The sequence below is a fragment of the Pseudomonas sp. genome (assembly GCF_049300855.1).
GTDB lineage: Bacteria > Pseudomonadota > Gammaproteobacteria > Pseudomonadales > Pseudomonadaceae > Aquipseudomonas.
In genome coordinates, this window is the sequence record NZ_JBAQKH010000042.1 from 245241 (window position 1) to 267631 (window position 22391).

Below are 22391 nucleotides of genomic sequence, written 5' to 3' on the forward strand. Positions count from 1 at the left end.
AACCCAGCTTCCAGAACGACCACCCATGCCCATCTCAATAAAACGCCCAACCCCCGCCCCGCTCCTCACCCCCGGCGAATCCGTCGTCCTCTTCGACGGCGTCTGCAAACTTTGCAACGGCTGGGCGCGCTTCCTGATCCGCCACGACCACCAACACCGCGTGCGCCTAGCCTCCGTGCAATCCCCCGAGGGTCAGGCATTACTGGCATGGGCCGGCCTGCCCATCGATCAATTCGACACCATGGCCGTCATCCGCGACCACCATTACTGGGAACGTTCCGACGCCTTCTTCGAAGTCATCAGCCAACTCCCGACCCGCTGGCAACCGTTGCAGTTGCTGCGCATTTTCCCCCGCAGCCTGCGCGACTGGGCCTACGACCGTATCGCGCTGAACCGCTATCGCCTGTTCGGCAAATACGACACCTGCCTGCTCCCCACCCCGGATCATGAACAGCGCTTCCTGAAAGCCACTGCAGCTACAGCAGAAAGCTGAACACCTGCACCGGCGTCATCTTCGTCACCATCATCAACACGATGACAAACATCCCGGAAAAACCGAGCACGCCCATCCAGAACCATTTGCGGTAAACCGCTTGATATTGCTCATCGAGCCCGGCACCCGCCTCGCACGCACTGGACGCCATCACATAAAGCCGCTTCTGCAACAGCAACACCGGCAACCACAACGAACCGACGCAGAAGAAGATGATCAACGACGTCAGCACCCACTCGGTGCTCATGCTCAGCCCCGACAGGCGCATCAGCAGATAACCGGTGATGATCTGCACGAAACCGGCCGGCGTGGTGATCCACGTGTCGAAGCCGACGACCATGCGCGCGACGTGGGCAATCACTTGCGGGTTGCGCGTGCGGCTGGCGGCGATCAGGTAGAGGTAGGAGCCCATGCCGAAACCGAACAGGAAGATCGCGGCGATGATGTGCAGGTATTTCAGGCACAGATAGAGCATGTCAGCGCTGCCCGTCCGAGTAGTTCACCACCAGGCTCAGGTTGGCCGGGTCGTTGATGGCGGCCATGTATTCGGCGACGCTGATTTCACCCACGCACGGTCGGGCGCCGGCAGATGGCACGTAGCCTGAGGCCATTTTTGTCGCCAGGGCGACGGCGGCGCAGCTGGGGATTTCCGGGCCTTTGTCGTTCAGGGCGGTGAGTTGCGCGGTCATCGACAGCGGTTTGCCGTCAACACCGAGGCCTTGGACGTCGATGTACATCGCACTTTTGCCATCGCCGAAACGTTCGAAGCGCAGGCCGAGGCGATGCAGCCTTGCCGCCCATAGGGCATGGTCGCGCACCAGCCCGACCTTGAGTGCCTGAGCCAGCAGGCCGTTGGCGATGCCGCCGAGTTTAAGCCCGGCGCCGGCCTTGAACTTCAGGGTCTGCGCGCCATAACGGCTGGCGAAGATGTCCATGTCCGGTACATCGACGTTGGCCAGCAGCCGCGTGCCCATCTGCGGCATTTTACGCAAGGTCAGATCGAGCCAGCCGGACACTTCATGCACCTTGCCGTTCTTCAATTGTTTGATCGGTTTGCCGGCATAGGCGAGTACGCCTTCGATGGTCGACAGCCCGGGCATTTTCGCCGACGAGGAAATCCCGTGTTCGATCGAGTCGATGCGGGAAAAGCGCTGGCGCTGTTCATCGATGATCGCCGACGACAGCGTCGGCACCGAGCTGCAACCACTGAGAATCGCCACGCCGGCCTGTTTCGCCCGCGCATCGAGCACGTCGATGCCGTTGACGAAAGTGCGGCAGTCCGCCAAATCGCAATAATTCACGCCGGCATCGATGCAGCTCTCGGCGACCGCATAGGTTTGCCCTTGAAACGGCCCGCCGGTGTGGACGACCAACTGAATGTTCAGCGCATTCAATGCGGATTTGAATTCGCCGCCCATGGCGTCGCCGCACCAGCCTGCGCAGACGTTGGCTGATTGGCTGTTGAGCTCATCGAGTTTGCTTTGCAACTTGCGCGGATCGCGCCCCGAAAGCACGAGTTCGACATCCGGCATCAGCGCCAGATGCCGGCAGACGATGCTGCCGAAATTTCCGTAACCACCGACCACCATCACCCTGAACGGCATGCAATTCTTCCCTAAGTCGTTCCATCACACAGGCGTGCAGGATATAGGGCGGAACGTCAGCAAGCCATGCAGATCCGTTGCTCGCCAACCATTTGCGGTATTGAGGAGTACGCAGCGGTGACACGCGCGGTTCCGGTTCTGGGGCTTAATCGATTCATCACATCCATTGATCTGCAGCAATATCGATAAGCCGCTGCCGTCGTAACCTGTCTTTGCTGGAAACAGCCGTGCTGTGCGCACGTCACAGGCCTGTGGCCAAGGTGGCGACAAATGAATAAAAAACGCATCGTCTGGGGGAGCATTCTCCTGGGGTTTCCGTGTGTCTTGCTGCCAGTGATTCTGATGGGCTATCTCGCCTGGATGCTCAATCTGGCGTCTGCTCAGCAGCGTCTGGAAACCCTCGCCGCCGTGGCCTCCAGCCGCGCCAACGGCACGTTCAACGAAGCCGCCGGGGCGCTGAAAGCCATCGCCGGATCCCACCTGGCACCGTGCACGCCCGAGAGCATCGATGAGATGCGCCTGCTGACCATCAACACGTTTTCGGTGAAGTCCGTCGGCTATGTCGAGCAAGAGATCTACGCCTGCGGTTCATGGGGCGCAGTCGGTCATCACGTGGCGCCATGGCGCGAGGACTTCACCACCGCCGACGGTGTGCGCATATCTCTCGGTGTGCAGTCGCGCATCGTCCCTGCCAAACCGATGATGGCGCTGCAATACGCGGCCTTCAATGTGCTGGTCGATCCCGCGCAATTTCTCCATGTGATGCTGGACGAAGACTTGCACCTGGCGGTCGGCACCGCTGCCGGGGATCTGGTCGGCGTCTCACGCCCGGGCGCCGAACATTTTTTGACACGCGTGCATTCCGGCCCCGCCTCGGGCCTGGAGGATGGTTACCTCTACACCCTCGTGCACAGCGGCGATTGGGTCGCCATCGCGGCGCTGTCGCGCACGGAGTTGCTGCGAGGCCTGATTCGCATGGAGATGTTGCTGCTGCCGATCGGCGGGTTGCTGGCCGGCATCCTGGCGCTGCTGATCATCCGGCGCACCCGTCAATGCCTGTCGCCGCTGGCCGAACTGCAGCAAGCCGTGCGCAATCGTGAGTTCGTCGTTCATTACCAGCCGATCATGGATTTGAGCGAAGGGACCTGCATCGGTGCCGAGGCACTGGTGCGCTGGCAACGTCCGGACGGCAGGCTGGTGCGACCCGACGCGTTCATTCCGATGGCCGAACACAGCGGCCTGATCCTGCCGATCACCGATCAAGTGATCGAGTGTGTGATGCGCGATCTCGGCGCGCTGCTGGTCGAACAGCGCGATTTGCACGTGGCGATCAATCTGGCCGCCAAGGACGTGTGCAGTGGCCGTTTTCTGCCCAAGCTGGAAGCTGCGTTGAGCCAGACCGGCGTGCGTGCGCATCAAATCTGGCTGGAAGCCACCGAACGCGGTTTTGTCGAAATCGACTCGGCCCGCCACACCGTCAATCAGGCCCGCGCACTGGGTTATCTGGCCGCCATCGACGATTTCGGCACCGGTTTCTCCAGCCTTCAACACTTGCAGCAATTACCGCTGGATGTGCTGAAGATCGACAAGTCGTTCGTCGACAGCATTGGCCAGGCCCCTGGCGCCGGTTCGGTGATCAACCACATCATCGAAATGGCCAAGAGCATGCGCCTGCAGATTGTCGCCGAAGGCATCGAAACCCCGGCGCAGCTGGATTACCTGCGCGCTCACGGTGTGCATTTCGGTCAGGGCTGGTTGTTTGCCAAACCGATGCCGGCCGAAGAGTTTCAGCGGTTCTATCAAGAACAGGCGAGCGTTGTGATTGATCATGATGCGCAGGAGCCCGTGCTCCAGTAGGTGTACGGTTTCCTGCCCCTACCGTAGTCAGAAAGGCATGCTGGCCCGCAAAACGAACGTCATCAATGTAACTGCCAGGCAGGGCGACTTCAGCAGAAAACCGATAACGTTGCAGCACACGCTTTTCAACCAGGTCGATGGCGACCAGTTTGGCGCCACCGGGTAGCGGATTTCCGCCAAAATCCGCCTCTGCTGTTGGTTGATGAAAGAAGGGACACACGACGTGCAGGCTCAGCAGTTCCAGGGGGCTTCGGCGTCGGCGTTGATAGCGTATTTCGCCCGAGCCTGGGCATGTGCCTGCGGATCGATCGAAGCAAGCGCCGCCAAAACGATGTGATAGCGATCCACTTCAAAAAAGCTGCGCAACGCCGCGCGTGTGTCGCTGCGTCCAAATCCGTCGGTGCCCAGGCAGATGCACGGCGCCTGTAAATATGGCACCACCAATTGTGCATAGGCACGCACGTAATCACTGGCCGCCACCACTGGAGCGTCACCGGGCAGACAGTGCAGCAGGTGACTCTGGCACTCGACATCGCCGCCAAACACTTGCTGACGCTGCACCTCGCGGGCATCGCGGGCGAGTTCAGAGAAGCTGGTCACGCTCCACACTTCGCTGCTGACTTGCCACTCTTGATCCAGCATGTGCGCGGCAGCAATCACCTCGCGCAGAATCGCTCCTGAACCCAGTAAACGAACCGCCGGTACTTCCTCGCCATAGCGGGCATAGAGGCGCATGCCGCGAATCACGTCCGCGTATTGCTCTGGCTCGAGTGAGGCCTGAACGTAGTTCTCGTTGGTTACCGTCAGGTAATAGAACTCATCCTCTTGTTGCTCAAGCATGCGTCGGCTGCCATGGTCGATGATCACCGCCGCTTCGCTGGCAAATGCCGGGTCGTAGGCGCGGCAGTTGGGCACAGTGGCTGCCATCAACTGACTGGAGCCGTCCTGGTGCTGCAGTCCTTCACCGGCCAGCGTTGTGCGCCCCGATGTGGCGCCGATCAAAAAGCCTCTGGCGCGTTGGTCGGCCGCTGCCCAGATCAGATCGCCGATGCGCTGAAAACCGAACATCGAGTAGTAGATGTAGAACGGCAGCATCGGCTCGCCATTGACGCTGTAGGACGTAGCCGCAGCGATCCAGGAAGAAATTGCACCGGCTTCGGTGATGCCCTCTTCGAGCAGTTGCCCATCGGTCGATTCCTTGTAATAGAGCAGCGCGCCGGCATCTTCCGGCTCGTACAACTGGCCGACAGATGAATAAATCCCGATCTGCCGGAACAGATTGGCCATGCCGAATGTGCGCGCTTCATCGGCGACAATCGGAACAATGCGTGGCCCCAATTGTTTGTCCTTGATCAGATGGGTGAACAATCGCACCACGGCCATGGTCGTCGAGTTTTCACGCTCATCGGCCTTCAGCGCAAAACCGCCATAGCTCTCCAGCGGTGGCACCGTTATGGGTGCAGCCACACCGTTGCGCTTGGGCAGGTAACCGCCGAGTGCCCGGCGCTGCTGATGCAGATATCGCAGCTCGGGGCTGTCGTCGGCCGGTTTGTAGAAGCGCATTTGTGCCACGGCCTCATCATCCAGCGGCAAGGCGAAGCGATCACGGAAGGCCTTGAGCACCTCGACATCGAGTTTTTTCTGCTGGTGCGAGGTGTTGCGCGATTCGCCGATCTGGCCCATGCCGAAACCTTTCTTGGTTTTGGCGAGCACCACGGTCGGCCTGCCCTTGTGCTTGCGCGCGGCCTCGAACGCGGCATGCAGCTTACGAAAGTCGTGACCGCCCCGGCGCAACGCATCGATCTGCTCCGGGCTCATGTCTGCAACCAACGCCTGCAACTGCGGGTCCTGGTCGAAGAAATGGCTGCGGTTATACGCACCGTCATTAGCCCCCAGATTCTGGTACTCGCCATCCACCATCCCGGCGAAGTGGCGCAACAGTGCATGACCGTCATCGCGGGCAAACAATGGGTCCCAGTCCGAACCCCACAACACTTTGATCACGTTCCAGCCGGCGCCGCTGAACAGAGACTCCAGTTCCTGAACGATTTGCCCGTTGCCGCGTACGGGGCCGTCGAGACGCTGCAGATTGCAGTTGATCACGAAGGTGACGTTGTCGAGACTCTCCCGCGCGGCCAGCGAAAGCGCGGCGATGGATTCCGGCTCGTCCATCTCGCCATCACCAAAAACGCCCCAGACATGCCGCCCCTCCGTCGAGGCAATCCCACGATGCTGCAAATACCGCAGGAACCGTGCCTGGTAAATCGCATTGATCGGGCCAATCCCCATTGAGCCCGTGGGAAACTGCCAGAAGTCAGGCATCAGCCAGGGATGCGGATAGGAACACAATCCGCCGCCCTTCACTTCTTGCCGGTAACGCTCCAGTTGCGACGCCTGCAAACGCCCTTCAAGAAAGGCCCGCGCGTACACCCCGGGCGCAGAGTGCGCCTGGAAATAAACCAGATCACCGCGCTCGGCTTCGCTGTCGGCACGGAAAAAGTGATTGAAGCCGACCTCGAAAATTTCCGCCGCCGAGGCATAACTGGCGATGTGACCACCCAATTCGCCATAGGCCTTGTTCGCCTTCGCGACCATGGCCAGGGCGTTCCAGCGAATGATCGAGGTGATGCGCTCCTCCATCACCAGATCCCCGGGATAAACCGGCTGCTGCTCAAGCGCGATGGTGTTCTGGTACAGCGAATACGCACTCGCCGTGGTTTGCACGCCGAGACGGCTGGCCTGCTCGGCCAGGCGCAACAGCAAGAACCGCACGCGCGGTCTGCCGCCGACTTTCGCGACACCTGCCAGGGCTTCCAGCCACTCATTGGTTTCAATGGCATCGATGTCTTCGTGAACCGGCGTTCCGTGGGTTGGCCGTTGCGCGGAATCTTTCATGGCTGCACACCCTGACAGGTTGAATGGATGACTGGATCAGTTCGAGACGTGCTCAAGAAATATCAGCTGCAGTGGCTCCTCCAGCAGGTCATCTGCCGCCGCGGCAAAGCGCTTGAAGTAAGGCATGGCGAAATGCGCATCCAGTGCCGCCTGATCCTTGAAGGCCTCGCGCATGTAGAACGTGCCGCGCTGATCGCGCAGTTCAAACAACACATAGTCGAGATTGCCCGGCTCTGCGCGTGTCGGTTCAACCAGCGCCAGCAAGCCTTGTTTCAAGGCCTGTTCCTGGCCTGACCTGGCCTTGAGCACGGCAATCGAGATCAATGCTTCTGCAGACTTGCTCATCTTCAATACTCCAGGGACCGGTTGCATTCAGAGAAAGGTAAACAGCGACTGTGACGGCAATCGGGACTTGGGCAGGCTTGCGTTGAAGTCTTCGCTGCTGTGATAGCCCAGGCTCACCACAACCAGACTGGTGAAGCCCTGTTCGCGCAGGCCCAGTTCACTGTCGAGGACTTTGCTGTCGAAACCTTCCATCGGCGTCGCGTCGATACCCAGCGAGGCGGCACCCAGCAGCAATGTGCCCAGCGCGAGGTAGGTCTGCTTTTCCATCCAGTGCTGCAGGTCTTTCTGATCGAAGCGATGCAGATCGACAAAACCGCGCCGTCCACGCTCCTGCCCTGCTCGCGCCTCGGCATTGTGAAAACGCCCGTCCATGGCTTCCTGAGCCAGCAACGCTTGCAGGTATTCCTCCGGCAGATGCGTGCGAGTGCAAAAGACGATGACGTGCGACGCGTTGAGTATTTTCGGCTGATTGAAGCTGAACGGTCCCTGGGTACTGTGGGCGATTCGCGCCCGGCTCTGATCACTCTCGGCAACCACGAAATGCCAAGGCTGAGAGTTGACCGACGACGGGCTGTTGCGCAGTTGTTCCAGCAGCAACTCCAGTGTGTGCCTGGGAATCTTGCGGTCGGCATCGAAAACTTTTGTGGTGAATCGGCGCTTGGCCAGAGATACGAGATCCATGATTGAACTCCTGATCTGAAAAGTGAAAACGCAGAACTCGATGCAGCTTGAAAATCAGCGCGTCGGCGCCGGCGCGGCGTCGATCTTCAGACGCATCAGGCTGTAAGGTTTTTGCCGCTGATCCTGCCCGGAACGAAATGCCGCCTGGCGGTGCAACTGGTTGGCGATGAAATACAGATAGCCGTCGGGGCCAATCGACAATGTGTCTGGCCACAGCAGACGCGGGTCATGGACCAGCGTTTGCCATTGGCCGTCGGGAAGGCGCTTGCGGATCGCGTTGTGCTCGTAATCGCCGGCATAGATGGCGCCGGCGGCGTCAGCCTCCAGACCATCGGATGCGCCCTTCTCCCCCAGATCCTGCACGGCAGCCGTCAGTTGCTGTTCACTGAAGTTGGCATCACGCAGCAACGCGGTGGCCACCGAATACAGGTGCCGACTCGACAGCGGCGTGAAATACAGCGTCTTGCCGTCCGCTGACAGCGCGATGCCGTCCGAGGCCACGCCCAGCGGTTTGCGCTTGCCATCCGGACCTTCAACAGTGAGTGGCAGGCCTTCAACCACCGGGACAAACGTCGGGTCGACCGAGGTTGCCGGCACACCGCTCAAACGGCGCATGGCACTGCCGCTGGCGATGTCCATGACGATGATCGCGCCCGGCCCGCGCAGGGACGAGTCAGTGAGATAGACCGTCCCCTCGGGGCCTGTGCGAAAGTCGAAACGCATGTCGTTGACGTAGGTGCTCGGCAACATGACGTTGTCCGGGAACACCAGACGCTTGACGATCTGGTTGGTGACCAGGTCCACCGCGATCAGCTTCGCGCCTTTGGGTTTTGGGTCGGCGAAACCCGGCGCGGCGGTATCGAGCAACCAGACTCGGCCCCGGCCGTCGGCCACTACGCTTTGTACGCTGATCAGACCATCACTGGAATCGTTGAGGTTTTCCTGGTTGATCGCCGCGTTCGGGTAAGCCACGACTTTACCGTCGCGGATCTCGCCCACGGTGAACGGCACGTTGTCGCCCCAACGCGGGAAGTTGACGAAGATGCGCCCGGTCTCGGTGACGGTCACGCCGGTGGGCATCGCGTCGTAGAACGCATGCACCTGTTCAAGCGTGCCGAAGGATCGGTCGGCGGGAGCATTGGCCGGCAACGCGACGGCGTTGATTGCATGGGCGAACGGCGCCGCCATGACCATGACCAATGCAGCAGAAAGCTTTTTCATACGCATGAGCTGCTCCTGACCGGCCCGCATGCAGGCCTGTCTGAATGAATGAAATCAGAAACCTTCGAGTACCAGTTTGCCTCGGGCCTTGCCGCTCTCGACCAAGGCATGGGCACGGCGCATGTTGGCCGCGTTGATCGCGCCAAAATGTTCACCGACCGTCGTTTGCAAAATGCCTTGGTCAATCAGATCGCTGACGCGATTGAGCAGGTGATGCTGCTCAATCATGTCCGGGGTTTCGTACAGCGAACGGGTGAACATCAGCTCCCAGTGCAGCGACAGCGACTTGCGCTTGAGCGGCATCACGTCGAGGCGTTCAGGATCGTCGATCACGCCCAGACGCCCTTGTGGCCGAAGCACTTCGATCAGTTGCGCAAAATGCTCCTCGGTATGGCTCAGGCTGGCGACATGGCTGACCTCGTCAATGCCCAGTGCCTGCAACTGTGCGAGCAGCGGCTGACTGTGATCGATGACGTGATGCGCGCCCAATTGCCGGACCCAGTCAGCCGTTTCCTGCCGCGAGGCGGTGCCGATGACGGTAAGCCGCGTCAGCTGTCGGGCCAGTTGCACCAGCATCGAACCGACGCCGCCCGCTGCCCCCGTGATCAACAGGCACTTGCCCTGCCCTGAACCTTCGGTGACACCGAGGCGGTCGAACAACAGTTCCCAGGCGGTGATCGACGTCAACGGCAATGCCGCCGCATCCGCCGCACTTAACGAACGCGGTTTGTGCCCGACGATTCGCTCGTCCACCAGGTGAAATTCGCTATAACTGCCGGTACGGGCAAGGGAGCCTGCGTAGAACACTTCGTCGCCAGGCTGAAACAGCGTAACGTCAGCGCCGACCTCGCGGACGATACCGGCGGCATCCCAGCCGAGGATTTTCGGTTCTTTGGTGAAAGTGCCGGCGCGCACTTTGGTATCGACCGGATTGACCGACACCGCACGAACTTCCACGAGCAAATCCCGTCGGCCGGGAGTCGGCACCGGCAGGTCGATATCCTGCAACGATTGCGGATCTTCAATGGGCAAAGCGTGTTGGGTGAAGGTGATGGCTTTCATGGAAACTCGCTGTCTGAAGAGCTGATGTGCTCACTTGCCGCCATCTTCGACTTCCCACGCACAAAGAAAAACCAGCAGAATGGGCCAACACTTTCACTGCAGGAGTGAAAATGATCCGCATTGATGATCTTGGTTTGTTCACCCGTAGCGCCGCGCTGGGCAGCTTCACCGCTGCCGCCCTTGAGGCGGATTTGCTGCCCGGTCAGGTTGCCGCGGCGATCAAGCGTCTGGAGCGCGAGCTGGACGTGCGCCTGTTTGCCCGCACCACCCGCAGCCTGCGATTAACCGCCGAGGGCGAGCAATACTTGCCCACCGCCCACTCGGTGCTGGAGGCGCTCAAGCAAGGCAAGGAAAACCTGCGCGGTGAAAACGCCACGTTGCGCGGCGTGCTGCAAGTGACGGCGCCGTCCGATCTGGGGCGCAACATTTTGCTGCCGTGGCTCACGCTGTTTCGCCGCCAGCACCCGGAACTGACCTTGCGATTTTCCCTGTCGGACCAGATGGCTGACTTGTTTCGCGACCCGGTAGACGTAGCGATTCGATACGGCTCGAATGAAGATGCCAACTACGTGGCGCTGCCGCTGGCACCGTGGAACCGCCGGGTGCTGGTCGCGGCACCGGAATACGTGGAGCGCCACGGATACCCGCAAACACCCGACGATCTGCATAACCACCCTTGCCTGCTTTACCAGCAAGGTGGCCGGGTCTACGACAAGTGGAGCCTTGGCAGTGAAACGATCCAGGTCTCGGGACCGATGTTCAGCGACGACGCCGACGTCGTGCGCCGCTGGGCGTTGAGCGGCGAAGGCATCGCCAACAAATCCTGGCTGGACGTCAGTGCAGACGTGATCGCAGGACGACTGATCGTGCTGCTGAAGGATTTCCCCGGCAATGCCTCACCGTTGAGTCTGGTTTGTCCACATCGCAAGCAGATCACCCCGGCGGTGTCTCAGCTTTATACGTTTCTGAGTGGTCAGTTTGCCGCTCTGGAACGCATCCAATAGCCCCCTCTCGTGTTGCCACATTGACGAACCGCCCGTCGGATGTTCAGATGCCGCCCTGTTTCAGGTGCCCCCTGCCGCCGTGCATGGGGTGAAACGGGAAACCGGTACGTTCTTTTCGAACAAGTCCGGTGCTGCCCCCGCAACGGTAGGCGCGTGATGCTTTCGATACACCACTGTGGCCAGACGGCCATGGGAAGGTGAAAGCCTCGATACGCGCGAGCCCGGAGACCGGCCTGAAATGCTGTTTGGCAAAATCCTGCGGTGGGCGGGCATGGGCCGGTATTGGCTGTGCGCGATGCCTTCTCCTGCATGCTCTTCTGCGAAGATCCTTTTCGAGAAGACAATGATTCGACCTTTCAACACTTGTGCTCCAACCCTGTTCCTTGGCTGCCTGTTCAGCCCGTTGCTGCTGGCCGACGACGCGCCGCTGGAACTCAATCAGCAAATCGTATCTGCACCGTCCGTGGAATCCACCACCGTCGCCGACATGGCGAAGTTCGGCAGCAAGGTCGAGGTCGTCAGCCGCGAGCAGATCGAACGCGCCGGCCCCAGCGCCGATGTCAGCCGCGTGATGCAGATGTTCATTCCCGGCCTCTACGTTGCGCCGAAAAACGGTCCGTTCGACTACGGCACTTATTCGTTGCTCGGCGGGCGCAATGACGACACGCTGATCCTGCTCGACGGCGTGCGCCTGAACAATCGCCTGTACGGCGGCCTGTATCTGGATACCCTGCCGGCCAACGCCATCGAGCGCATCGAAGTGCTCAAGGGTGGCCAGAGCCTGTTGTTCGGCACCCAAGCCGTCTCGGGTGTGATCAACATCGTCACCCGCAGCCCGCAGAGCCGCAAAGCCTCCGGCGAGGTGAACCTGGGCGTGGATAGCTTTGGCGGCACCACCGAAGATGCGCGGGTCGAGAATATCTTCAGCAACGGTTTCGGTGATCTCGGTTTGCTGGCGTACGTCAGCCACAACGTCTCCGACGGTTACCAGCCGTATCGCAACCGCGACATGAAAAACGACTCCGGCAAGGATCGCGCCTACGAAGTCACCACGTTCGGCGGCAAGGCAATCCAATCGTTCGGCGATGATTCGCGGCTGGAACTGTTCTACCAATACGCCGACGCCAATCTCGATTTCGCCCGCCCGGTCGACAACCACAAGACCACCAACGATCGTGTGCAGCAGATCGCCACAGCGACGTTCGAACAGAACATCAACGAGCGTCTGAGCTACTTCGTCAAAGGCCATATCAACGACTGGGACACCCGCTACACGCGCGTCAACAACGTCGCCGGCGGCGGCACCAAGGTCATCAACCACAACGACTATTGGGGCTTCACCGATTGGGGGGTGCAGGCCGAGGGCAAGGCTGAATTGCCCGGTGGCCATGTACTGGTGTTCGGCACGGACAACCAATGGTTCAAGGGCCAGGACGATGTGCTGGTCATCGACAACGACAAGGCCGAAGCCCACGCCGTCTACACGCAATTGCGCCCGCAGATCGACGCCTTGCCGAACTGGCACCCGAGCCTCGGCGTGCGTCACGAAGCCATGAGCGGCGGCGACGGTGCCACGGTCGGCATGCTCACTTCGCTGTATGACCTCAACGACAACTGGTCGGTGCGCGGCCAATACGGCAGCGCCTACAAACTGCCAAACGCCGAGCAACTGTTCGTCAACGAACCGGGCGACGAGATCGGCAACCGCAATCTCAAGCCGGAGAAAAGCCGCAACGCGGAGCTGGGTGTCGACTACAAGGGCTTTCTGCTGGATCGCGAATTCAGCGCCAGCGTGACCCTGTTCAAACGCAAGATCGACGACCTGATCACCCTCGACGACGTTCAGTGGGTCAACGGTGAAGGTCAGGTGCGCATGCGTGGTTTCGAAGCTGACGCGAAACTGGCGCTCAACGATCAATGGAGCGTGCAGGCGGACATGACCCGCAACCTCACCGAGTCGCGTACAGGGGCGACCCTCAACGACATCCCGAGTTTCTTCGCCCGTTCGCGGCTGGGTTATGAATCGGAAAATCGACTGTGGGGTGCCGGTGGCGCGATCCGCTACCTGCGCGACATCACCAGTTCGAAACAGGTCGAGTACGGCCACTATTCGGTGGTCGATGCCGACGCTTATCGCTACCTCGACAACGCCCACCAACACCGCGTGAGCCTGCTGGTGGAGAACCTGTTCGACCGCGATTACGTCACCAGCCGTTCGAGTAACGTCGACAACCTCGGCCGGCCGTTCACCTCCGAAGTGCGCTACACGTACCGCTTCTGATGAGTGAGATCAAAACCGTCGACGGCGTCGACACGCACCCGGACTGGTCGCATGTACCCGAGCATGCGCGCCATGTGTTCCTTTGCACCGGCCCGCGCTGTACCCAGCGCGGCGCCTTGCAGTTATGGAAAACCCTGCGCCGGCAGTTGCTCGCGCACGATCGCATCGAGACGCCGGGCGGCGTCTTGCTGACCCGCACGCACTGCCAGTTCCCGTGCAATCTGGGGCCAATTGTGACGGTGTATCCGGAACGCTGCTGGTATGGCGTGCACAGCAAGGCAGACGTGCAGCGGTTGGTCGACGGGCATCTGGTCGGCGGCGAAGTGGTCGAGGATTTGCTGATCAAGGTGCGCGCATGAGAGCGCTCTGGTGTTTGCTCGGCGCCCTGCTCTGCTCGTCAGCGGTGCTGGCCGACAGTTTCAGCAATTGCGGCGAAAACTGGCGACTGGCGCCAACCCCGCCCGCGCGAATTGTGGCGCTCAATCAGCATGCGGCCGACATCGTGCTGGCGTTGGGTGCGGGGCCCTCGTTGGTCGGTGTGGCCTATCTGGATGACACTGCAACCGGGCAGCGGCCCTCGGAGTATTTCGGCGTGCCGGTGATCGCACGGCAGTACCCGTCCAGCGAGGTGTTGTACGCGCAGAAGCCGGATCTGGTGATCGGTGGTTTTGCCACGGCGTTCGGAACCGGCGTGACTTCCCGCTCAGGGCTGGCGCGCAACGGTGTCGGCTCCTATTTGCTGGAATCAGCCTGCAACGGCCATTCGCTGGATTACTTCGCGCAGGTGCGCAAGGACTTGCTGAACCTGGGCAAGCTGCTGCACAAACAGCCACAGGCGCGGCAATTGAGCGAAGCCATGGACGCCGATCTCGCCAGCGCCAAAGCCCTGGCCGGTGCGGGCAAACCGCTGTCGGTGTTCTATCTCGACAGCGAGGTCAAAGGCCTCGACAGCGAAGGCCGACGCGGTTTTGTCACGCCGCTGCTGGCCGCCGTCGGGGCGCGCAATGTGTTTGCCGACATCAATCTCTATCGAGTGACCGTCAACAGCGAAAGCCTGTTGGCCAGCGACCCGGACGTCATTCTGCTGGCCGATGCGCAATGGTCGCCGGCCAGCCGCAAACGTTATCTGCTGACCCACGACCCGGTGCTCTCGCAACTGCGTGCTGTACGCGAAAACCGCCTGATCGACATCCCCTTCACGCATCTGCTGCCCACCCTCAACAGCGGTCGAGTGGCGCTCGATCTGGCCCGCCAGCTCAATGCGTTGAACAAAAATAAATGAACCTGCCCCACCGCATGCCACCTAACGCACAGACCATCAGGAGGTAGCCAATGCAAATCGAAACCGTGTGGATCGTACTGGCGGCAGTTCTTCTGCTTATCGAACTCTGGGCCATCAATCGGGTGCGCAAGAGCGAGGGGAAATCGAGCAATAAAGGCGTGTGGATTGTGCTGATCGTGTTTGTGCCGCTGTTTGGCTTGATTGCCTGGGCGTTGGCGGGGCCCAAGCATGTCCGTCAGCAATCGGCGTCCTAAGCTGACTCTATCCGTCGTGCGGGGCTTGCCGTTGGCAACTCCCCGCTATTGAAGGTTGATCAACTGACAGGCACCAACGGCGGCATCTCCTCCATCTGCGCCAGCGGCACGTCACTGCTGCCGGGAGTCAGGATGACCTTGCGGCAGTTTTCCTCTTTTTTATCGAAAATCTTGTAGCCTTCGGCGGCCTGCTCAAGGGACAGCCGATGCGTGATGATCGCGTCGGGCTGCAAGGCGCCGGTTTCGATGTAGCCGAGCAGCTCAGGCAAGTAGCGCTGCACATGGGTCTGGCCCATTTTGAACGTTAGTCCCTTGTCGAAGGCATCGCCGAACAGAAAGCCGTGGATGAAACCCGAATACACGCCCGGCACGCTCACTACCCCGCCGCGTCGCACGGCAGCAATGCACTGGCGCAACGCTTTGCCGCTGCTGCCTTCAAGCTTGAGCGTGGCAAGGATCGTTTCGGTGGTGCTGCCCTTGGCTTCGAACCCCACGGCATCAATTACTGCATCGACGCCACGACTGCCCGGAGTCTGGCGAATAATGGTATCAGCCGGGTCATCGTCGTCATCGAAGTTGATCGGTATCACGCCATAGGTGCGCTGCGCGTAATCGAGCCGATACGGGTGGTGATCGACCATGAAAATGCGTTCGGCGCCGAGCATTTTCGCGCATGCCGCACTGAGCAGGCCAACCGGTCCCGCACCGTAAATTGCAATGCTTGAACCCTGACCGATGCCCGTATTGGTCACGGCTTGCCAGGCGGTTGGCAAAATGTCCGAGAGGAACAATACCTTCTCGTCCGAGAGTGTCCCCGGCACTTTGAACGGCCCCAAATTGGCCTTCGGCACCCGCACCAGTTCTGCTTGGCCTCCAGGGATTCCACCGTACAGACGGCTATAGCCAAACAGCGCGGCGGGTGGCGGGATGATTTTCTTGTTCATCGCCGAGCCGGGGCCGGTGTTGGTGGTTTCGCACGCGGCATACAGTTCCTGCTGACAGAAAAAACAATCGCCGCAGGCAATCACGAACGGAATCACCACGCGGTCACCGGGCTGCACCGCCGTCACCGCCGAACCGGTTTCCTCGACGATGCCCATGAACTCATGGCCGAAGATATCGCCATGCTCGACGGTCGGAATCTTGCCCCGATACAAGTGCAGATCCGAGCCGCAAATCGCCGTGGCCGTCACCCGCAAAATGATGTCGTCGGCGGCTTCCAGTTTCGGGTCCGGCACGGTTTCGACTCTGACGTCATGGGCGCCGTGATAGGTCATTGCTCGCATGGTGAGTTCCTCGATCGCTTGAGTGAGATGGCTGCTGTCTTCCATACGGCAGAGCAATGCCAAAACGAGTTCAGATCGCTTTCGCACAATCGGATCAGCGGGTCATGACTTGTGGCGAAGCCGTGATCTGCAATGCCTGCAACGCCGTTTCATGCAGGCTGCACGAAGGCTTTTTGCCTGCGCCGGAGCAAGTCCTTGATCCATCGCGCTTGAACATCTGTCAGGGACTGGCACGCCAAATGCTGTGGGTTCAGGGCATTCACAGATCCGTGAGACAACGGACTGTGTTCACTCCGTGACAGCAGAGGCAACTCATAATGAACGCCATCGACCTTCTCAAAGCCGATCATGCAAAAGTCAAAGACATCCTCAGCCAACTGAGCGATTCAACCGAGCGGGCACTGAAAAAACGTGTGGAGCTGTTGGGCAAACTGGAAATGGAAATCTCCATCCATACCCGCCTCGAAGAAGAAATCCTCTACCCCGCGTTCAAGGCCGCCGGCAGCAAGGAACAGGACGTCATGTACTTCGAAGCCAAGGAAGAACACCGCACTGTCGATTCCCTGGTGCTGCCCGATCTGAAACTGACCGACCCGGGTACCCCGGAATTTTCCGGCCGGGTGAAAGTGGTCAAGGAACTGCTCGAGCACCATATCGAAGAGGAAGAAACGGAAATGTTTCCTCAGGCGAAAAAGCTCTTGGGCAAGGAAAAACTCGAAGAGCTGGGCGCGCAGATGGAAGCCATGAAGGCCAGCTGCAAGAAGGAAATGGCCGCTGGGAATATGGCCGCTTGAAACGTTGAAATTCTACGAGCCCGGCTTTAGCCGGGCTTTTTTGATGCTCGAGTCTCTAGCCTCCTGCAGGATCCACCAGCCAATGAATTGAAACGCGAAGTACGACGCGAGTTTTCAGAACTCACAGGGCGTTTGACTTAGACTTGCCGACTTCTTGTTGCAACGGATTTGCACGCGCAACGTATTATCCGCAACGCTATCAACCACCCGAAGAGAGACCAACGCACATGGACGTCATCAACGCATTACAACCCGCCGACTGCGCGGACATGCAGGACATTCGAAGTGAAATCGACCGACTCGATCAAGCGGTGATCAAACTGCTGGGCAAGCGCTTTCAGTACGTACTCGCTGCCTCGAAGTTCAAGACCTCGGCAACCTCGGTGCGGGCACCGGAGCGTTTTCAAGCGATGTTGGCAACCCGTCGCGACTGGGCCGAAAACGAAGGCTTGAATGCAGATGCGATTGAAAAAATGTACAGCGACCTGGTCAATCACTTCATTGCTGAAGAGATGAAGCACTGGGCGGCGCAACAGACGGAAAGCTGACCAGACTGGCGCACTCTTCCGTTTGCTCCGTAGGCTGACATCAATGTACAGATTGGCTTGAAAAAGCAACCCAGGTGCTTCCCGGGTCAGACTTCCTCATTGAACTGCCCACAACCTTTGGGGATGCTTTATCTCGCCGTCTATCGCAGGATAGGTAGCGGTTACACCGTTCAACCGATCGGTTCTCATCACAGGCTACAACTGGAAACGGAAGTCATCATGCAAGCAAGCATTACCTGCCGCCTCGCCACACCTGACGACGCATTGAAAATGTGCGAGTTGGGCCAGTTGCTCAACTCGGTACACCACGAGGCCCGCCCGGATATTTACGCCGCCGCGACCGCAGACTTTTCCCGTGATTTGCCGCACTGGTCCGGCGTTTTCGAGAAGCCGGGCCATGTCGTGTTTCTCGCCAGCGTTGCCGATCAGGCCGTGGCGTTCATTACCGCCAGTCTTTCGGCCAGCGCAGGGCCGTTGATGCAACCGCAGAACGTCGTGCGCATCGGCTCGGTGTGTGTCGCCGAACCGTTCTGGGGTAAAGGCATTGGTCGTGCGCTGATTCAACGGGTTAAAGACTGGGCCATCGAACAGGATGCGCAGGACTTGCGCCTGACGGTCTGGTCATTCAACGAACGCGCGGCCCGTCTGTATGCGGAGTTCGGCTTCGAGCCCCGTGCCTTCGAAATGGGCATGCGCTTGTCATGACCGGTCAACACCGACTCGTGTCGATTGTCCTCGGCCTGCTGATTTTTTACGCGGGCCTGTGGACGGCGTCCCAGTGGTGGCAAAAAGCGCTCGGCACGCCCCAAGGCGCGGCACATATCAGTCCCGATGGCTGCTTCCGCGTCCAGCAGTTCCGACCTTACTGGCTGCTGCCCAACTCCTTTCACCCGCAATCGCATCCCGATGATCCCCAGGACCGAAGCTGGTTTATCCGCTGGGAAATTCCGGCTTTTTTTCGTTTGTATGACAATCGCACTGACCAGTTACTGGGCGAAAGCGAGATCTATGATCTGGTGGCGTTCGGCGCGCCCGTGGGTTGGGGTTATGTCAACGACCACAACGTCAGCGTCGGCCTGATCCCGATTGGTACTACCCCGTCCGATTGCACATCCGCGAGGTCGCCATGACAGACCGCGAAAAACTCCAGCGCGATGGCTACGCCCTGCTCCGTCGCGCGATTCCGGCGCAGTGGCTGGATGACCTGCGCGCGGCGTTCGAGGCGGGCGTCATACCGTCCGCGCAATGGCCGGTGCCACGCGGACAGGACTGGCGCCATGCGCTGCTCGACAATGATCCGACGGTTCGCGCGGTGTGCCGTTTGCCAGAGGTGCTGGCGGTGGTCGGTGAGCTGATCGCCGAACGCTTTTTCCTCTCGCAAGTGGAAGGTCGCGAACCGCTCGCCGGTGGTGGTCATCAACAACTGCACCGTGATTTATCGGCCCAGCGCCCCGGCGACAGCGTGGTGGCCCTGGCCTTTTTCGATGATTATGGCCACGACAACGGCGCAACCCGTATCGTCCCCGGCAGCCATCGCCCCGAACCGGAAGCGCCCGCCGTGGACTTGAATGACGAGTCGCAGTCGCTCCAGCTTTCGGGCCGCGCGGGTGACATTCTGCTGCTCGATGTCGACTTGCTGCATGCGAGCAGTCGGAATCTGTCGGGCGCGCGCCGGCGCTCGATTCTGATCAACTATTGGGCCGAGCCGCTTTACGCGTCTCACCAGCAGACCGTGAGCCTGCGAAATATCCGCATGGACCCTATCGAATGGTTCGATCCTGCCGACAACATCCTGGTGGACACCGAGAGGTTTTAGCGGCGAAAGTCCACCTCCGTACAAGAGCCACTTTCACTTACGATTCAAGAGGCTGCACCCATGAGCAACGCCTGGAACGAAGGTTATTTCACCGACGAAGGCTACACCTACAGCTATAGCCGGGAGATCAATCCGGTATTCCAGCGTTACTGCCTGTTGTTGCGTGGTTTTGCCGGCCTGGACAATCCTGACGGCTATCACTGCGAACTCGGCTTCGGTCAGGGTGTGTCGATCAATATTCACGCCACGGCCAACCCGGCCGGCTTCGTCGGTACGGACTTCCACCCCGGTCAAGCCGCTCACGCCATTGAACTTGCAGCGCTCAGCAACAACGGCGCGCGACTGTATGACGACAGCTTCGAGCAACTGCTGGCGCGCCATGATTTGCCGCAGTTCGACAGCATCAGCCTGCATGGCATCTGGACCTGGGTCAGCCGCGACAACCAGAAACTGATTGTCGAATTCGCCCGCCGCCACCTGAAACCGGGTGGTCATCTGTATGTCAGCTACAACGCCTTCCCGGGCTGGTCGCCTTCAGCGCCGTTGCGCCAATTGTTCAGCCTGCACGACCGCTTTGCCAATCACTCGACGCGGCCCGATCAGCGCATTGATGCCGCATTGCAGTTTTCCGAAGCGCTGCTGGCGGCCAACCCCAAGTACGCCTTGGCCGCACCGAGCCTCGGCGCCCGGCTGCAAACCATCAAAGGCCAGGACCGCCGATACGTCGCCCACGAATATTTCAATCGCGACTGGAACTGCATGTATTTCGCCGACATGGTCGATGTGCTGGCCCCGGCCAAGCTCGATTACGTCACGACGGCGGTGCCGCTGGATTCGGTCGACGCACTCAATCTGAGCGCCGAAGGCCTGGCCTTTCTCGACGCTATCGAGCATCCGGTGATGCGCGAACAGGCACGTGACTACTTCGTCAACCAGGCTTTCCGCCGCGATCTGTACGTGCGCGGTGCCAACCGACTCTGCGCGACCGAGCGCCGGTCGCGCCTGCTCAATACGCGATTTGTCCTGATGCAGGCGCCCGAAAACGTCGCATCGAGCGTTACCGGCCCCGCTGGCGAAGCGTCACTGCAAGCGGAAATTTACGGCCCGGTTCTCGATGCACTCGCGGGCCAGACGTGTGAAGCCAAAACGCTGCAGCAATTGCTCGAAGCGGTGTCGCCAATGGCCTATGACGATCTGGAACAAGCCATCGCCATCCTGGTCGGCATGGGCGCGGTCGCCCCTTGCCAGAGCGAAGCCGCCGAGGCACTGGTGTACGAACGCTGCGCCGCGTTCAACTTGCAACTGTGCAAGCGCGCGCTGTTCAACGCCGACATTCAGGTGTTGAGCAGTCCGGTCACCGGTGGTGGCGTCACGGTCAGCCGCTTCCAGCAACTGTTCCTGATTGCGATCCGCCAAGGCAAACAGCACCCGGCGGAGTGGGCGCAACTGGCGTGGAGCGTCATCGCCGATCAGAACGAAGTGTTGCTCAAGGACGGCAAACCGCTGACCACCGCCGAAGCCAACATTGCCGCACTGACCGAACAGGCCCAGGCATTTGCCGAGCAGTCGCTGATCGTGCTGAGTGCTTTGAAAATCGTCTGATCGAGGTGGGTGGCGCGCAGTTGTGCAGCCAGGAAATCGCCTGCCACCCGCTTGGTTTATTCCACCGCCCCTGACCGATACGTCTACGCTGTCTCCATCGCAATCACGCCTGGAGACTTCGCCATGACTCGCCCGCTGTTGACCGGCCTCGCCCTATTCGCCTTGAGCCTAGCGGCGCAAGCGGATGTCACGCCGTTCCCCGCGACCTTCCACACTCAAGACATCAAAGTCGAAGGCGCGACCATGCATGTGCGTGTCGGCGGCAAAGGTCCGGCCGTGGTGCTGTTGCATGGCTTTGGCGACACCGGCGACATGTGGGCACCGCTGGCAGCGGATCTGGCGCGTGACCACACCGTGGTGGTGCCGGATCTGCGTGGCATGGGCCTGTCGTCAATTCCCGACGGCGGCTATGACAAGAAAACCCAGGCCGCGGACATCCGCCAGGTGTTGAGCGCACTGAAGATCGAGCACTCGGTGGTCATCGGCCACGACATCGGCACCATGGTCGCCTTCGCTTACGCCGCGCGTTATCCCGAGCGCACCGAGCGGCTGGTGGTGATGGATGCCCCCGTGCCCGGCATCACGCCGTGGAACGACATTGTCCGCTCGCCGATGCTCTGGCACTTCGACTTCGGCGGCGCGGATATGGAGCGACTTGTGGCCGGGCGCGAGCGCATTTACCTCGACCGCTTCTGGAATGAATTCGCCGGCACGCCCGCCAAAGTCGATGAAGGCACCCGCCAGCATTACGCCAAACTGTATGCGCGCCCCGGCGCCATGCACGCCGCGTTCGCCCAGTTTCGCAGCATTCGTCAGGATGCCCTCGACAACGCCCCCGTTCTGCAGAAACACCTGAGCATGCCGGTGCTGGCGGTCGGTGGTGAAAAGTCCTTCGGCAACAACGAAGCGATCGTCATGCGCAATGCTGCCGACAACGTGACTGAGGTGGTGATTCCGGCGGCGGGACATTGGTTGATGGAAGAAGCACCCGCGCCGACCATCAAGGCCGTGCGCGACTTTATCGCGATGTGAAGAATTGGCGTTGCCTTGGCCCGAGGCTTACGTCAGGATTCGCCCCTTTTCGAGCGAAAGGAGCAAACGTGGAGCGTCTGTTCGTTTATGGGCTCGCCCCTTGATGTGCACGTTTGCGCCCTTCGCTAATCGATATTCAAACCGTAAGCCGGATAGAAACCATGAATCGCCAAAAGAAACTCAAGCAGTTGTTCAAGGAAAAGGCCAAAAAGGCCAGCGCCAAACTGGCACCGAAAAAAACCAGGTACATCAGCAAGGCTGACCGGGCGAAACTGGAAGCAGAGGCCGCTGCGCAACCCGTCGAGGCAACCGAGGGCTGATCGACGCTTGCAGG

Annotated in this window: 23 protein-coding genes and 1 riboswitch; of the genes, 15 read left to right on the plus strand and 8 right to left on the minus strand. The window is 60.2% G+C overall.

From position 1 onward, the window contains the following. Positions 1–25: 25 nt before the first annotated feature. Positions 26–493 carry a thiol-disulfide oxidoreductase DCC family protein gene (locus WA225_RS22480; RefSeq protein WP_422609664.1) on the plus strand — a complete coding sequence of 156 codons (468 nt, stop codon included), beginning with the start codon at positions 26–28 and terminating at the stop codon, positions 491–493. On the opposite strand, the gene WA225_RS22485 is transcribed toward WA225_RS22480, so the two are convergent. Together WA225_RS22485 and WA225_RS22490 are read right to left on the minus strand one after the other, a co-directional pair. Next, complete coding sequence (locus WA225_RS22485; RefSeq protein ID WP_422609665.1) at positions 477–968, minus strand: DUF2269 family protein; 492 nt, start codon at positions 966–968, stop codon at positions 477–479. The two genes, WA225_RS22480 and WA225_RS22485, sit on opposite strands and share 17 nt — an antisense overlap. 1 nt (position 969) lies before the next feature. Further along, complete coding sequence (locus tag WA225_RS22490) at positions 970–2097, minus strand: saccharopine dehydrogenase family protein (protein WP_422609666.1); 1128 nt, start codon at positions 2095–2097, stop codon at positions 970–972. Positions 2098–2367: 270 nt separating this feature from the next. Here WA225_RS22490 and WA225_RS22495 point away from each other — a divergent pair, with 270 nt between their 5' ends. After that, a complete protein-coding gene (locus WA225_RS22495) occupies positions 2368–3954 on the plus strand; it encodes an EAL domain-containing protein (protein ID WP_422609667.1) in 1587 nt (528 codons plus the stop codon). Between the two features lie 231 nt (positions 3955–4185). Here WA225_RS22495 and mdeB read toward each other — a convergent pair whose 3' ends face one another. From mdeB to WA225_RS22520, 5 genes are read right to left on the minus strand one after another with little or no spacing between them, the layout of a single operon-like run. After that, positions 4186–6849 carry an alpha-ketoglutarate dehydrogenase gene (gene mdeB, locus WA225_RS22500; RefSeq protein WP_422609668.1) on the minus strand — a complete coding sequence of 888 codons (2664 nt, stop codon included), beginning with the start codon at positions 6847–6849 and terminating at the stop codon, positions 4186–4188. 36 nt (positions 6850–6885) lie between these two features. Further along, the gene (locus tag WA225_RS22505; protein WP_422609669.1) at positions 6886–7194 is read right to left on the minus strand and encodes a putative quinol monooxygenase; all 309 of its coding nucleotides are present in this window, start codon (positions 7192–7194) and stop codon (positions 6886–6888) included. A 27-nt stretch (positions 7195–7221) separates the two neighbouring features. Continuing rightward, positions 7222–7875 carry an oxygen-insensitive NAD(P)H nitroreductase gene (nfsB, locus tag WA225_RS22510; RefSeq protein WP_422609670.1) on the minus strand — a complete coding sequence of 218 codons (654 nt, stop codon included), beginning with the start codon at positions 7873–7875 and terminating at the stop codon, positions 7222–7224. A gap of 54 nt (positions 7876–7929) precedes the next feature. Continuing rightward, on the minus strand, positions 7930–9102 hold the full coding sequence (locus tag WA225_RS22515; RefSeq protein ID WP_422609671.1) for an L-dopachrome tautomerase-related protein: 1173 nt from the start codon (positions 9100–9102) through the stop codon (positions 7930–7932). A gap of 48 nt (positions 9103–9150) precedes the next feature. Next, positions 9151–10158, minus strand: a complete 1008-nt coding sequence (locus WA225_RS22520; RefSeq protein WP_422609672.1) for a zinc-binding alcohol dehydrogenase family protein — start codon at positions 10156–10158, stop codon at positions 9151–9153. 110 nt (positions 10159–10268) lie between these two features. Between WA225_RS22520 and WA225_RS22525 the strand changes: the two genes are divergently transcribed. From WA225_RS22525 to WA225_RS22545, 5 genes are all read left to right on the plus strand, one after another. After that, positions 10269–11162 carry a LysR family transcriptional regulator gene (locus WA225_RS22525; RefSeq protein WP_422609673.1) on the plus strand — a complete coding sequence of 298 codons (894 nt, stop codon included), beginning with the start codon at positions 10269–10271 and terminating at the stop codon, positions 11160–11162. A gap of 45 nt (positions 11163–11207) precedes the next feature. Further along, positions 11208–11413, plus strand: a riboswitch (cobalamin riboswitch). 92 nt (positions 11414–11505) lie between these two features. Continuing rightward, positions 11506–13443 (plus strand): TonB-dependent receptor plug domain-containing protein, encoded by a 1938-nt coding sequence (locus WA225_RS22530; RefSeq protein ID WP_422609674.1) that lies wholly within the window; start codon positions 11506–11508, stop codon positions 13441–13443. Further along, positions 13443–13802 carry a (2Fe-2S) ferredoxin domain-containing protein gene (locus WA225_RS22535; RefSeq protein WP_422609675.1) on the plus strand — a complete coding sequence of 120 codons (360 nt, stop codon included), beginning with the start codon at positions 13443–13445 and terminating at the stop codon, positions 13800–13802. Before WA225_RS22530 ends, WA225_RS22535 begins: the two co-directional genes overlap by 1 nt. After that, positions 13799–14725, plus strand: coding sequence for an ABC transporter substrate-binding protein (locus WA225_RS22540; RefSeq protein ID WP_422609676.1), 927 nt, complete (start codon positions 13799–13801; stop codon positions 14723–14725). The genes WA225_RS22535 and WA225_RS22540 overlap by 4 nt, the downstream gene beginning before the upstream one ends. Before the next feature lie 50 nt (positions 14726–14775). Next, positions 14776–14979 carry a PLD nuclease N-terminal domain-containing protein gene (locus WA225_RS22545; protein WP_397481060.1) on the plus strand — a complete coding sequence of 68 codons (204 nt, stop codon included), beginning with the start codon at positions 14776–14778 and terminating at the stop codon, positions 14977–14979. Positions 14980–15038: 59 nt separating this feature from the next. Here WA225_RS22545 and WA225_RS22550 read toward each other — a convergent pair whose 3' ends face one another. Further along, the gene (locus WA225_RS22550; protein ID WP_422609677.1) at positions 15039–16265 is read right to left on the minus strand and encodes a zinc-dependent alcohol dehydrogenase; all 1227 of its coding nucleotides are present in this window, start codon (positions 16263–16265) and stop codon (positions 15039–15041) included. A gap of 317 nt (positions 16266–16582) precedes the next feature. Between WA225_RS22550 and WA225_RS22555 the strand changes: the two genes are divergently transcribed. The 8 genes from WA225_RS22555 to WA225_RS22590 all read left to right on the plus strand — a co-directional run bounded on the left by WA225_RS22555 (position 16583) and on the right by WA225_RS22590 (position 22377). Further along, on the plus strand, positions 16583–17059 hold the full coding sequence (locus tag WA225_RS22555; protein ID WP_034155440.1) for a hemerythrin domain-containing protein: 477 nt from the start codon (positions 16583–16585) through the stop codon (positions 17057–17059). A gap of 227 nt (positions 17060–17286) precedes the next feature. Then, positions 17287–17607, plus strand: a complete 321-nt coding sequence (locus tag WA225_RS22560; RefSeq protein ID WP_422609678.1) for an isochorismate lyase — start codon at positions 17287–17289, stop codon at positions 17605–17607. 219 nt (positions 17608–17826) lie between these two features. After that, positions 17827–18312 carry a GNAT family N-acetyltransferase gene (locus WA225_RS22565; protein ID WP_422609679.1) on the plus strand — a complete coding sequence of 162 codons (486 nt, stop codon included), beginning with the start codon at positions 17827–17829 and terminating at the stop codon, positions 18310–18312. Then, positions 18309–18737, plus strand: a complete 429-nt coding sequence (locus tag WA225_RS22570) for a hypothetical protein (RefSeq protein WP_422609680.1) — start codon at positions 18309–18311, stop codon at positions 18735–18737. The genes WA225_RS22565 and WA225_RS22570 overlap by 4 nt, the downstream gene beginning before the upstream one ends. Then, a complete protein-coding gene (locus WA225_RS22575) occupies positions 18734–19423 on the plus strand; it encodes a phytanoyl-CoA dioxygenase family protein (RefSeq protein WP_422609681.1) in 690 nt (229 codons plus the stop codon). Before WA225_RS22570 ends, WA225_RS22575 begins: the two co-directional genes overlap by 4 nt. A 60-nt stretch (positions 19424–19483) precedes the next feature. After that, a complete protein-coding gene (locus WA225_RS22580; RefSeq protein WP_422609682.1) occupies positions 19484–21025 on the plus strand; it encodes a class I SAM-dependent methyltransferase in 1542 nt (513 codons plus the stop codon). A gap of 123 nt (positions 21026–21148) precedes the next feature. Then, positions 21149–22057, plus strand: coding sequence for an alpha/beta fold hydrolase (locus WA225_RS22585; RefSeq protein ID WP_422609683.1), 909 nt, complete (start codon positions 21149–21151; stop codon positions 22055–22057). A 161-nt stretch (positions 22058–22218) separates the two neighbouring features. Continuing rightward, a complete protein-coding gene (locus WA225_RS22590; protein ID WP_422609684.1) occupies positions 22219–22377 on the plus strand; it encodes a DUF2986 domain-containing protein in 159 nt (52 codons plus the stop codon). Positions 22378–22391: the final 14 nt, after the last annotated feature.